Annotated in this window: 14 protein-coding genes and 1 tRNA gene; 8 read left to right on the plus strand and 7 right to left on the minus strand. The window is 67.4% G+C overall.

Annotated elements, in window-relative coordinates; all coding sequences use genetic code 11:
• Genes ISG29_RS20040 through ISG29_RS20055 form a run of 4 tightly spaced genes read right to left on the minus strand, consistent with a single transcriptional unit; the run spans position 1 to position 4,040 of the window.
• Positions 1–1,413 (minus strand): FtsW/RodA/SpoVE family cell cycle protein, encoded by a 1,413-nt coding sequence (locus tag ISG29_RS20040; RefSeq protein WP_194505222.1) that lies wholly within the window; start codon positions 1,411–1,413, stop codon positions 1–3.
• On the minus strand, positions 1,410–2,846 hold the full coding sequence (locus ISG29_RS20045) for a PP2C family protein-serine/threonine phosphatase (RefSeq protein ID WP_328829984.1): 1,437 nt from the start codon (positions 2,844–2,846) through the stop codon (positions 1,410–1,412). Before ISG29_RS20045 ends, ISG29_RS20040 begins: the two co-directional genes overlap by 4 nt.
• Positions 2,843–3,319: an FHA domain-containing protein FhaB/FipA gene (locus ISG29_RS20050; protein ID WP_194505223.1), complete on the minus strand. Its 477-nt coding sequence runs from the start codon at positions 3,317–3,319 to the stop codon at positions 2,843–2,845. The genes ISG29_RS20045 and ISG29_RS20050 overlap by 4 nt, the downstream gene beginning before the upstream one ends.
• A complete protein-coding gene (locus ISG29_RS20055) occupies positions 3,312–4,040 on the minus strand; it encodes an FhaA domain-containing protein (protein WP_194505224.1) in 729 nt (242 codons plus the stop codon). Before ISG29_RS20055 ends, ISG29_RS20050 begins: the two co-directional genes overlap by 8 nt.
• Positions 4,041–4,313: 273 nt before the next feature.
• Between ISG29_RS20055 and ISG29_RS20060 the strand changes: the two genes are divergently transcribed.
• The 3 genes from ISG29_RS20060 to ISG29_RS20070 all read left to right on the plus strand — a co-directional run bounded on the left by ISG29_RS20060 (position 4,314) and on the right by ISG29_RS20070 (position 5,397).
• A tRNA-Leu gene (locus ISG29_RS20060) sits at positions 4,314–4,397 on the plus strand.
• Positions 4,398–4,532: 135 nt separating this feature from the next.
• The gene (locus tag ISG29_RS20065; protein WP_194505225.1) at positions 4,533–4,961 is read left to right on the plus strand and encodes a hypothetical protein; all 429 of its coding nucleotides are present in this window, start codon (positions 4,533–4,535) and stop codon (positions 4,959–4,961) included.
• 55 nt (positions 4,962–5,016) lie between these two features.
• On the plus strand, positions 5,017–5,397 hold the full coding sequence (locus ISG29_RS20070; RefSeq protein ID WP_194505226.1) for a hypothetical protein: 381 nt from the start codon (positions 5,017–5,019) through the stop codon (positions 5,395–5,397).
• A gap of 69 nt (positions 5,398–5,466) precedes the next feature.
• Here ISG29_RS20070 and ISG29_RS20075 read toward each other — a convergent pair whose 3' ends face one another.
• Positions 5,467–5,718, minus strand: coding sequence for a YegP family protein (locus ISG29_RS20075; protein WP_207793399.1), 252 nt, complete (start codon positions 5,716–5,718; stop codon positions 5,467–5,469).
• Between the two features lie 150 nt (positions 5,719–5,868).
• Between ISG29_RS20075 and ISG29_RS20080 the strand changes: the two genes are divergently transcribed.
• Positions 5,869–7,410: an IS1634 family transposase gene (locus ISG29_RS20080; protein ID WP_194505228.1), complete on the plus strand. Its 1,542-nt coding sequence runs from the start codon at positions 5,869–5,871 to the stop codon at positions 7,408–7,410.
• Here the strand turns inward: ISG29_RS20080 and ISG29_RS20085 are convergent.
• Together ISG29_RS20085 and ISG29_RS20090 are read right to left on the minus strand one after the other, a co-directional pair.
• Positions 7,403–8,557, minus strand: coding sequence for a tyrosine-type recombinase/integrase (locus ISG29_RS20085; RefSeq protein ID WP_194505229.1), 1,155 nt, complete (start codon positions 8,555–8,557; stop codon positions 7,403–7,405). The two genes, ISG29_RS20080 and ISG29_RS20085, sit on opposite strands and share 8 nt — an antisense overlap.
• A gap of 25 nt (positions 8,558–8,582) precedes the next feature.
• A complete protein-coding gene (locus tag ISG29_RS20090; RefSeq protein WP_194505230.1) occupies positions 8,583–9,143 on the minus strand; it encodes a helix-turn-helix domain-containing protein in 561 nt (186 codons plus the stop codon).
• A 95-nt stretch (positions 9,144–9,238) separates the two neighbouring features.
• On the opposite strand from ISG29_RS20090, the gene ISG29_RS20095 reads away from it, so the two are divergent.
• From ISG29_RS20095 to ISG29_RS20110, 4 genes are all read left to right on the plus strand, one after another.
• A complete protein-coding gene (locus ISG29_RS20095) occupies positions 9,239–9,445 on the plus strand; it encodes a helix-turn-helix domain-containing protein (protein ID WP_194505231.1) in 207 nt (68 codons plus the stop codon).
• Between the two features lie 95 nt (positions 9,446–9,540).
• Positions 9,541–10,368, plus strand: coding sequence for a TIGR04255 family protein (locus ISG29_RS20100; RefSeq protein ID WP_194505232.1), 828 nt, complete (start codon positions 9,541–9,543; stop codon positions 10,366–10,368).
• Positions 10,365–11,186, plus strand: a complete 822-nt coding sequence (locus ISG29_RS20105) for a hypothetical protein (RefSeq protein WP_194505233.1) — start codon at positions 10,365–10,367, stop codon at positions 11,184–11,186. The genes ISG29_RS20100 and ISG29_RS20105 overlap by 4 nt, the downstream gene beginning before the upstream one ends.
• Positions 11,187–11,334: 148 nt before the next feature.
• Positions 11,335–11,973, plus strand: coding sequence for a hypothetical protein (locus tag ISG29_RS20110; RefSeq protein ID WP_194505234.1), 639 nt, complete (start codon positions 11,335–11,337; stop codon positions 11,971–11,973).
• Positions 11,974–12,050 lie beyond the last annotated feature (77 nt).

Genomic DNA, 12,050 nt, shown 5'->3' on the forward strand with positions numbered 1-12,050 from the left:
TCATCGGGCCACCTTGATGACCTGGGTGGCGGACTCGTCGGCGTCCTCGTCGTCGCTCGAGAGGTCGGGGATCGGACGCCGGGCGAGGTCGGAGACCCGTAGCAGTAGCGCCGCGATCACCCAGTTCGCCACGAGCGAGGAGCCGCCGTAGGAGAGGAACGGCGTGGTCAGACCCGTCAGCGGGATCAGACCGGTGACGCCGCCCGCGACCACGAACACCTGGAGGGCGATGACGGCGCCCAGGCCGGCGGCCAGCAGCTTGCCGAACCCCTCTCGGGAGATGAGCGCGGCGCGCAGCGCCCGCTCGACGATCAGGCCGTACATCAGCAGGACGGCGACCATGCCGGTGAGCCCGAGCTCCTCGCCGATGGAGGAGAGGATGAAGTCGGACTCCGCGAACGGCACCAGTTGTGGGTCACCGCCACCGAACCCGCGTCCGATCAGACCGCCCCACCCGAACCCGAAGCGGGCGTCGACGAGCTGGTCGCTCGAGGGCAGCGACGCGTCGCCGGTCTTGTAGTAGGTGAAGGGATGCAGCCAGATCTCGAATCGCTCGCGCACGTGCCCGAAGGCGAAGTAGCCGGCCGTCGCCCCGAGCACGAACAGCGTGCTGCCCACGACCAGCCAGCCGGCCCGCTCGGTGGCGACGTAGAGCATGACGAGGAAGAGGCCGAAGAACAGCAGGCTCGAGCCGAGGTCGCGCTGGAAGACGAGGATGCCGAGGCTGACCAGCCACATGCCGAGGATCGGCCCGAGGTCACGGCCCCGGGGCAGGTCGACGAACAGCACCCGGCGTCCGGCCAGGGCGAGCGCGTCGCGGTGCAGCACCAGGTAGCCGGCGAAGGCGATGACCAGCATCACCTTGGCGACCTCACCGGGCTGGAAGCTCAGGCCTCCTACCTCGATCCAGATCTTGGCACCGCGCTTGCTGGTGCCGACGATCGGCATCATCGGCATGAGCAGCAGCACGATGGCCGCGAGCCCGGAGGTGTAGGTGAACCGGGTCAGCACCCGGTGGTCGCGCAGCAGCAGCAGGGTGCCGATGAAGAGGCCCACGCCGACGGTCATCCAGATCAGCTGTCGTGAGGCGAAGTGCGTGTCGTCGGCCAGGTCGAGCCGGTGGATCACGGCGAGGCCGAGCCCGTTGAGCGCCGCTACGACCGGCAGCAGCACCGGGTCGGCGTACGGCGCCACGAACCGGACGACGAGGTGCGCCGCCACGATGAGCCCCGCCAGCCAGCCGCCGTAGCCGAACAGGTCGGCGGGCACAGTGTCCTCGACGCCGACCCCGACTGCTGCGTAGGCGCCGACGCCGACCGCCAGGGCCAGCACGAGCAAGAACAGCTCGGCGCCGCGCCGGCGGCGGTGCACGAAGCCGAGCAGCGGGTTGCTCGGGCCGAAGCTCACGCTCATGAGCCGCACGTCCCGACGTCGGCGGGCGTGGTGGCGGTGGTCGATGTGGTGCCTTCGTCGCTGGTGACCTGCTGCTTCGCGAGGTTCTCGACGATCCCGCGCGCGTCGTCGAGGTCGTCGGCCGCGAGGCCGGAGGCCACTCCGTCGGCCTGGAGCGGCCGCAGCCGGTCGGTGCTGATGTTGGTGGCCTCGTAGGGCTCCGAGAGCGAGACGCCGGGCAGCGAGGAGTTCACGCCGCGGAAGATGCACACCTGCCCGTCGACCTCGCCCACGTAGTACTGGTCCTGCACCCAGGTCCAGGCCGCGGCGACGCCGACCCAGGCGACGCCGACGACGGTGATCAGCCCGAGGAGCCGACGCAGCCAGGCGAACCGGTGAGGAGCCCGCGGCGCGTAGCGGGCGCTCTCGGGGTCGATGGGGTCTGTGTGGATGGCGTGCACGTCGGCCGGCAGATCGGGCAGGTCGGCGTCGATGGGCTCCATCTCGCCGGTGTCGCCGGAGCGGTGTCCGCGGAAGAGCGCGGTCGGCCGACCGCTGCGAGCCGGCTTGCGTCGCAGCTCGGACGCCGCCCCGACCAGCATCGGCTGGAGGTCGGCCAGATCCTCGGCGCGGGCCTCGGCTCCAGCCGGGTCGAGCACGTCGGCCACGATGCACGTGACGTTGTCGGTGGAGCCGGCCTCGAGGCTGGCACGCGTGAGCTCGATGGCTGCGTAGTCGGGCGTGCCCGTGCCGAGGATGTCGCAGATGCGGTCGTCGCCGAGCGAGGCGGTGGCGCCGTCGGAGCAGACCAGCAGCCGGTCGCCGGGCTGCACGGTGAGCATGAAGAGGTCGGGCTCGGCCTCGTGCATACCGTCGAGCGCCTTGAGGATGACGTTGCGGTGCGGGTGCACCAGCGCCTCCTCCGGCGTGATCCGGCCCTCGTCGATGAGGCTCTGCACGAAGGTGTGGTCGGAGGTCAGCTGGCTGATGCTCCCCTCGCGCATCAGGTAGGCCCGGCTGTCGCCGACGTGCCCGACGGCGAGCTGGGCGCCGTCGAAGAAGAGCAGGGTGGCGGTGGTGCTGGTGCCCGACAGCGAGGGATCCTCGTCGACCAGTTCGCCGATGCGGTCGTGGGCCCGGTGCAAGGCCCCGGCGACCGCGGAGAGCAGGTGCTCGGCGTCGAGGCCGGCCGGCGACTCGTCGTCGAGCTTGCGCACCTGGGAGATCGCGGTGCTGGAGGCGATGTCACCTCGGGCGGCGCCGCCGACGCCGTCGCAGACGGCGAGCAGCCAGGGGCCGGCATACCCGGAGTCCTGGTTGTCCTTGCGTACCCGGCCGACGTCGGAGATCGCCGACCAGTGCAGCCGCAGCGGAGCGGACACGTCCGCGGCCCCGCGCCCGGACGGCACTTCGGTGAGGTCCGTGGTGTCGTCGTGGGGGTCGTCGGGAGTCACTTGCGCAGCTCCACGATCGTCTTGCCGATGCGCACCTGGGTGCCGAGCGTGATCGTCGTGGGCTGCGTGATGCGCACGGTTCCGATATACGTGCCGTTGGTGGAGCCGAGATCCTCGACGAACCATTGGTCACCGGAGGCTGCGATGCGTGCGTGCCGGGTGGAGACGTAGTCGTCGTCGAGTCGGATCGCCGCGTCGTTGCCGCGGCCGATGAGGACGGGGGCGGAGGCGAGGTCCGCCCGTTCGCCCGCGTTGGAGCCCTCGGTGACGAGCACGTGGGTCGGGGCGCCGCGCCGCTTCGGAGGGGGCTTGGCCTTCTTCTCCTTGGTGCGTCCGGCGGCCTGGCCGCGGGCGGTCTCGGGCACGCGTGCACCGAACATGTCGGAGCGGATCACCGAGATCGCCGAGAGCACGAAGATCCACAGCACCGCCAGATAGGCGATGCGCACCAGCAGCAGGGTGAGCTCAGACATCGGGGCCCTCGCTGGAGGTCTCGTCGGTGATCATGCGCACTCGCAGGGTGGTGTTGCCGACGGTCACCTCGGTGCCGTCGTCGGCCACGGCGCGGGTCATCCGCTGACCGTTGATCGTGATGCCGTTGGTGGAGCCGAGGTCGTGCACGTCGACCTTGAGTCCGTCACGGCGCACCTCGACGCGGAACTCCACGTGCTTGCGGCTCACGCCTGGGTCGTTGATGCGGACGTCGGCCTCGGTGCCGCGACCGACCACCACGCCCGGGGGATTGAGGGGGTGCTCGGTGCCGTTGACCTCGAGCACGGCCCGAGCCCGGCGCACCTGCGTGTGGGTGCTGTTCGCGGTGACCTTGGCCTTCGCGCGGCTGCGAATGCGGAACCGGCCCGTGGTGAGGTCGTCGGCCTGCTCGAACTCGATGGTGATGGGCCCGGGAAAGGAGTAGCCGTTGTTCTCCGCGTGCTCGGTCAACTGCTCGGTGAGCTCGCTGGCCATGGCGGTGTCGTACGGCGCGAGTCGCTCGAGGTCGGGTGGGGAGAGCTCCACGTGGAAGTCGTTGGGCACCAGCCGGCGCTGCCGGGAGAGGATCTGCGCGTTGTTGTCGCACTCTCGCTGGAGCGCAGCCGCGATCTCGACCGGCTGCACCGCCGAGCGGAAGACGCGCGCGAAGGTGCCCGAGATGGCCTGCTCCAGTCGGGTCTCGAAACGCTGGAACCCGCCCACATGGCCTCCTCGTCGTCACTCGCTGGGTGTCGCCGGTGCCCGGGCCGGTCCGTGCGGATGCGCGACCGAGCAGCCCGGACCTGACGCCGGGCTGGTGCGATCGTAACGAACCGCCCTCTCCGATCGGGCGAAGCGGGCGCTGCAGCATGGCGGGCAGTTCGGTTCACCCCTCAGGTTCGGACGGCGCGAAACCGAAGGAGACGTCGTGCCAGGGAGCCGGCGGTGGTGGTTTGGGGAACCTCACCACGCTGGGATAACCTCACACCGCTTCACGCGCGAGTGGCGGAATAGGCAGACGCGCACGGTTCAGGTCCGTGTGTCCGAAAGGACGTGGGGGTTCAACTCCCCCCTCGCGCACGACAGCCCCAGGTCTTCGACCTGGGGCTTTGTGTTTGGGTCTGGCTTCCTGCCCGGCTCATGTGCCGATATATGTGCTAAGCCCCGGCGACGGAACACACCGTCGCCCACGCGCGCTTTGCGATCATCGTGTCCATGGCGACGGCACCCGACCCCAGTGAACGTCTGGTGCGGCAGCGGATGCGCAACCGAGCGATCGAGGCACTGGAGGCAATCGCCGATGGTGACGAGGGTGTGCGCTCAATGGGCGTCGGCGAGTACGTGGAGGAGTTCTTCGACATCATCGACGACCGAGCGCCATGGCGTTGGAGGACCTGGAGCGTCTTCACCCCGGACGAGGTTCAAGCACTTGAGGTCGTCCACGACCTCTTGGTGCAGGCATGCGCTGAGACTCCGCAGGTGCCCACCCCTGGAGGGATCTTCGCCGACGACAACGAGAACTTCATCCGCACCGGATGGCCGGCGCGGATTCAGCCGGCCGCGGCCTCCGCTCTCGATTTGATGCTGACACGGGGAAGGTTCAGCGAGGAGCGGGAAGAGGTCGAGCCGGGACGGGCGAGCTGAATCTTCGTCTCCGCCACGTGGTGTCTGTCGGTCCCGTTCATGGAAGGCTTCTCAAGTGTCCTTCGACGTCTACTTTCAGCGGTTTCGAAATCGCGACACCGAGCCAGGAGGCGGCGAGGCGATGCGCCAGGTGCTCGCGCCCCACATCGTTCGCGAAGACCCGGAACACTCGTTCGCCCGAGTCGAGTACGGCGATGGAGAGGCGGATGTCTACCTGGGACCGGATGGGATGAAGGCCGACCACGTGACAGGCACCGCGCCATGGGATTTGCTCGTGCAGGGCGCCAGGGCCGCCGACTGGGTGGTTATGCCGGTCGGGTGCCCCGCGTGCCTGACCGATGAGGGCCAGCGCGCGCACATGCCTGAGGGGCTCGATGATGAGGCGGTCCTGATTGCGTCTGGGCAGGATCTGCTTGCAGTGATCCGGTCATCTTGACGGAGGATTTCGCATCGAGCTGAGCGTGGGCTGCCGACGATTGGTTGCTCGCCGGCAGCCCACGTGACCTCAGGCCGCGGCCCCCGTGGCGCTGCCGGCGTTGTCGCGCACGTTCTCGGCAGCGGACCGACTGGCCCACTCGCTGGAGAACGCCTCCCCCGATGCTGCGACCTTGTCGGAGCCGCGCCAGGCGCGCCAACGGTAGTCACCGCCGAGGTCCTTGTAGACCTCGTACCGCGCCGTCTTGGCTCCTGCCTTGAAGGCCGCCGCAGCACGCTGCGCGTTACTTGTTGAGTAGAACGACTCTCCGGCCCAAGCCACCAGCTTGTTGTTCGCCGCGTAGAGCCACCAAGTGGGCCTGACTCTTGTCATTAGGGCTGTCGCTTGAGGGCTACAGGTCGCTGAACTGCAGTTTCTCTGCGGATCGCGGCTTAATTTGTGCACTAAGCGGTCGCTCGTAGAGTCCGGTGCGTGGCGTATGTGCGGACGGTGAAGACCGCCTCGGGGGCGATCGCGGTCCAGATCGTGCACTCCAACCGGCGTGGCTCTAGGTCGATCGACCACATTGGCTCTGCTCACAACGACGCTGAGGTCGCGGCGCTGAAGGTGGCGGCGGCTCGCAGGCTCGCTGGGGGTCAGGGCGAGCTCGACCTCGGTATCGACCTCCCTCAGGACGCGGCGTCGGGGTCCGCAGAGGATCCGCTGCCGATCTCGGCGACCCGGTTCGCCCACCTGTGGGACGCGCTGTCGCGTGCCTACGACGCGCTTGGGTTCGGTGAGGCGGCTGGCGGTGATGAGGTGTTCCGGCAGCTGGTGCTCGCCCGGATCATCGAGCCGACCAGCAAGGAGGACTCCATCCGCGTCCTGGACGAGGTCGGGGTCGTGCCGGCGTCCTACGCCACGATCAACCGGCGGCTGGCGGTCTACGCGCAGCCACAGTGGCGGCAGGGACTTGCGGCCGCGTCGGCAGCGCGAGCCACCCTCGGCCCCGCCAGCCTGGTTCTCTTCGATGTCACCACGCTGTACTTCGAGACCCATCAGGGCGACGGGTTCCGCGAGCCCGGCTTCTCCAAGGAACGTCGTCTGGAGCCTCAGATCACCGTCGGGATGCTCACCGACGCGGCCGGGCGGCCGCTGCTGATCGAGGCCTTCGAGGGCAATTTCGAGGGCAATAAGGCCGAGACCAGGACGATGCTCCCGACCCTGCAGACCTTCATGGCCGCGCACGCTCTCCAGGACGTGACCGTGGTGGCCGACGCCGAGATGTTCTCCGAAGCCAACCGCGAGGCCATCGAGGACGCCGGTCTGTCCTACATCATCGGCGCCCGGATCCCGCATGAGCCCTACCAGGTCAAGCAGTGGCGGCGCGAGCACCCCGACGCCGAGCACCCCGACGCGGAGATCCCCGACGGGCACGTCTTCACCGCCCCCTGGCCAGCCAACGCCAAGAAGCGAGCGGCCGGGCGCCGGGACAAGGTGACCTACTACCGCTACAAGGCTGACTCGGCGCGCCGGACGCTGCGCGGCATCGAGACCCAGATCGCGAAAGCCGAACGTGCCGTGGCCGGGAAGGAGCCGGTCAAGCGGAACCGGTTCCTCACCCTCACCGGAGGCCAGCGCGCGGTGAACCGCGACCTCGAGGCGAAGGCCCGAGCCCTCGCTGGGCTCAAGGCCTACATCACGAACATGCCCGACCCGAGCTCGGAGTTCGTGATAGGCGCCTACCACCAGCTCTGGCACATCGAGAAGAGCTTCCGGATGTCCAAGCACGACCTCCGCGCCCGACCGATCTACCACCACAAGCGCGAGTCCATCGACGCCCACCTGACGATTGTGTTCGCAGCCCTCGCGGTGTCCCGCCTCGTCGAGGAGCGCACCGGCTGGTCGATCAAGCGGTTCGTGCGCACCGCACGCCGCTACCGCACTGTCCAGATTCGCGCCGGCGGGCAGACCCTCACCGCAGCCGACCCCCTGCCCGACGACCTTCGAGACGCCCTCGCGCTCATCAACTGAGCCCGGGCGGGGTGTGCACTAACTTGATAAGAGTCAGGTCCAGCAGCAGGGTGGCGTGGGTGTGCCGCAGGCCCTTGAGGGTGACGCGGGGAAGCCCTTCGATCTTGGCGCAGGCCCAGTCGAGCCGCCGGGTCCATCGGCTGGTGACCGCGTCGGGGACACGGATCGTCCCTTGGTCGTCGCCGAAGACGTAGGCGTCGGCTCGCGCGAGGCTGAGGGAGATCGCACCGCGGTCTGACTTGTGGGCCTTGAGGACGCGCAGGGTCTCGCCGTCGATGTCGATCACGCGTGCGCTTCCGGTCTCGGTGACCTTGGTGGTGTTGGGGAGCGTGACGTCGACGGCACGACGGAGGCTGATCCGGCCGGTGGTGAAGTTGATGTCGGACCAGCGCAGCGCGAGGGCCTCCGAGCGGCGCATGCCGGTGTAGGCGAGGGTGCGCCAGAGCGGGAACAGCTCGTCGTTCAGCTCGTCGCGGTTCCAGGTCAGGAACGCCTGGAGCTGGGGACCGGTCCAGGTGACGATCTCGGGCTTCTGCGCGCGGACCTGGCTGGACCTTGGTGGGTTGACGGTGCGCCGCTTCTTGGCCGGGTTGAGCAGGATCAGCTCGTCATCGACGGCGGCGTCGAGCATGGCGGCGAGCAGGACGCGGACCTTGGCGATGGTGTTGGCCGAGAGCGGCTTGCCGTACCCGGGCTTGTCTCGGCGGCCGGAGGTTTGCAGCTCGCGGTAGTGTGCTCCGATCCGGGTGGCGGTGAGCTGGTCGAGCCGGATCGCGCCGAGGTACGGCGTGACGTGGTTGCGGATGATCTTCTCGTAGCCCTCGATGGTCGAGTTCTGCAGGCGGAGCCCAGCGACCCAGTGGTCGGCGTACTCGCCGATGGTGGGGGTCTTGGATTGGAACCGGGCGTTGGACTTCTTCTTCCGCAACGCCTCGGCCAGGGCTCGCTGTGCCTCGTCGAGGCTCGCGAACCCGCCGCGGGTGAGCCGGGTGTCGCCGAGCTCGGGCCGTTCGGGATCCTTGGGGACGTAGATCTGGAACTTCCACCGCTGGCCACCCTGGGTGGCGTACGACGTGATCGAGCCGGCGTGCCGGGACCGTGAGCGCCGGGCGTGCTGAGGCGGCTGCGAGTGGTTCGTGTCAGCCATGTCGTCACCGTCCTCGGCAGGCGGGTCAGTCCGGGTAGGGAGTGGCGGTCGGGTCGAGCTCGAAGATTCGGCTGCGGGCGATGTCGAGGCGGTCCTGCTGGGTCCGCAGGCGGTCCTCGTAGACCTCGCGTGGGGTGATGCCGACTTGTCCCTTGTCGTAGAGCGCGAGTTGGTCCTCGAAGCGCTTGACGTAGGAGGTGGCTTTGAACCACTCCTCCTTCCAGTAGCGGACCAGGTCCTCGGTGGTGAGCTTGACCCGGCCGTGGACCCACATCCGCAGCTCCTCCTCGGAATGCTGGCCGTCGGGCACGCCCGTCGGGGCCGGACCTTTGTGGGGAGGAGTGATCAGGGCGGCGGGCGTCGTGCGGAGGACATAGGCGAAGACGGTCAGGTCGTCGACGTCGACGCGACGATCGCCGTTCTCGATCTTGCTGAGCGCGGAGGCCGACATCGCACGGCCCGCCTCCTTCACCTGCTCGGCGAAGGTGCGCAGGTCCATGCCGATCGCCTGGCGCGCGGCGCGCATGTTCGCGGCCACGTGCAGGTTCGTGTTCCCGGCGGGATTCCCGCGTTGGCGCATCTCCATGGAAGAAACGTACACCGCTGCTCTTGATACATCAAGCGCGATCGTCTAGCCTCGTAGAACTCCATCCCGCACGGGGGAGAGATGGGAGACCCGACATGAGGACGGCGACGGTAACGATCGACACGCTACGAGACTCGCGGAGCCTCGTCATCACGCGCACCGAAGCCGCTGCGGCCCTCGGGGTCGACCCACGAACGGTCACGGCCGGTATCGAGGACGGCACGATCCCCGCGGTCAAGCTCGGTCGGCGCCTGGTGATCCCGCGGGAGAAGTTCCTCAGGATCTTCGACCCACGGGACTGAACTCGGCGCGCATCGGCCCCTCCCCGGCGCGATCGACGGATTCCTGTCGGACCTCTACGGTATGCAAGTACTATGCAATTCGAGGGGGTCTGCCTATGAGCTCCAACCCGATCGCGGTCGGCGAACGCTTCATCCTTGCGCGTCCCACCATTGAGGTGGCTGCTGCGGAGATCCGCCTGACCAGCGGCCTTGGTTCCGCCGGGGAGGATCTCGCGCTCTCACTTCGTGAATCGCTGAGAACAACCGGTTTGCCTTTCAGAGTCATGAACCCAGCGGCTCGTCAAGAAGTGTCGCTGTCCATGTCTCCGAGCGGTGGCCAGGCAGTGCAAGGGACTTCCGCTCGGGGCTGGACCTTCAACGACGAGGCTGCGCAGCCGCAGGTCACCTTGCTTCCAGACGTGCTGCTCGTTCAGACCAGCTCGTATACCCATTTCAGCGAGACCCTGAGGCCAATCCTTGTTGCTGCGTTGCAGTGGTTGGAGGAGACCGGACAGGTTCACCTGCGCACCCGGGCGGGCCTTCGCTACATCAACCGACTTGTCGACGAGTCCGCCACTACCGCGCAGGCATGGCAAGGACGGATTGAAGACTGGCTGCTGGGCCCGATCGTCGCCGGCCCCTGGGGTAGCCGAGTAGAGCAGGCCCACCAGCAGCTTCAGCTACGCAACGAAGACTCGACGAACTCTGCGCTGCGTCACGGACCGTTTCGCGATGCCGCCGCGCGAAACAGCTTCAGTTACCTGCTCGACATCGATGTCTTCGACTCGAGCACGGAGCCGTTCAACGCACTGACGACATTGGAACTGCTCACCCGTCTCAACTACACAGCTGCGAGCACCTTCCGTCGGACGCTCACCTCTACGTTTCTTGAGCAGCTTGGCATCGAGGTCGAGCCCGCGGAATCGGGGGAAGAGGATCGATGACTACCACCCTCATCGCTGCGTCGGGCAAACCCTCCGCCGGAGACACGACGGAACCCCTGTCATGGGAGGCACCCGCATTCCCTGACTATCCCACCCATCTGGAACTGGGCACCGTCGCCAACCCCGCGCTACGTGAGGTTCTGGCGCACTTCGCCTCGGAGCGCGAACCCGAGCTTTGGCTGTCGGAAACAACCCCGGGCGTCGTCTGCTTGCGGCGGGAGGTGAGCCAGTCAGTCGACCAGCGAATTCGGCTCTTCATCAGTGGCAGCACCAGCGACCCACATCAGCTCGCTCCAGTGCTCCGCTGGCTCGCGTCGACCACGGGACAGTTGCTTCAGTCCGACGAGGAGGCATTGGCAGTACTTGGACGCGGTGCTTCGCCGGGTGAGCACGAGCTTGGTCAGGTCTCGGAGGAGACAGCAGCAAAGTCAGACGTGCCATCCCGCGAGACAGGCGTGGTCGATGTTGTCCAGTGGCTGGCACAGCAACTGGGTGTGCCCGACGGCGACATCCTTCAAGCCGCGAAGATCAAGCGTCGCAATTGGCACAACTGGAAGAACGGAAGCTCTCCTCGTCTGGAAACCCAAGGACAACTGTGGGCCCTCCTGAACAGCGTCCGTTCCCTTGGCGAGTTGTTCGACGGGTCGCCAGCTGGCTGGTTCCAGGAGGGCGGGCCGGAACGGCGTGCGCTCCTGACATCAGGACGTCATCGAAAGCTCGTTCAGGAAGCTCTTCTTGAGGCTTCGCTTCGGGGCGAGTTCACCGATGAGTCGAGCCGTAGGCGCCGCAAGAAGTCTGCAGCCGGGTTCTACGGGTAGGCCCGTCGTGAGTAGTCGCCCAGACCTAGCTCTGCTGGAGGGCCTTGTCCCCGGATGGTCCGCGGAACAGATTGCAGCCCTCGATCAGTGGCGGCAAGGGGATCTGCTGCCCTGCCCGCCGGTGGCATGGTCAACGACCGCGGCGTCCGTGGACCCAGTGACAGGGCAGCCGACTCCCAGCGGCGGAATCGTTCCGTGGCCTGGCGAACTCCCGAAATACGTCATCATCACCACCCAGACGTGTGACATCGGGGGCAAGCCGCCCGGTGCGCGACAGCCGTTCGTCCAGGTCTCCCCGGTCGTCAAGGTCGCGGACGCCACCAAAGAGCACTGGAGGGAGTTGACCACCGGTATCTTGGCCGACCGAGTTGGACTCACGGGAAAGACGCTGCGCACCAAGTGGGCGGTGGATCTGCGGATCGGCTTCCCTCTCAGCAAGGCGGCATTGCTCGAGGTCTCACCCACGCGCGGGTTCGCCAGTGCTGCGGAAGCTGTCGAGTTTGGGGAACACCTGGCCAGACGCGCCGGTAGGCCAGCCCTGCACGACTTTCTCATCGACGTTGTCCGGGTCGAGATCGACTCTGCTATCCGAGCGTCCCTGAAGAAGGACACTGGCTGGTGGTCGAAGGTGGACGAGGTGCGGCTGCTTATCGAGGGCGATGTTCTCGAACCGAGAAAGGTCTCGATCCTCGTACTCACAAAGAGCGTCCTCCAGCCCGAAGAACATGATCGATGGGGGAGGAGTCCCGTGGAGTGGTGGGGTTTGAGGACCGGCGTGGTGGCGTGAAGTAGGCGGCCATCGGCGGAATCTTCGGTGTGAAACGACCAAGTCACGCACTGAAGGAGAACCACCGATGGCCTTGT

The sequence above is a fragment of the Nocardioides acrostichi genome (assembly GCF_015319165.1).
GTDB lineage: Bacteria > Actinomycetota > Actinomycetes > Propionibacteriales > Nocardioidaceae > Nocardioides > Nocardioides acrostichi.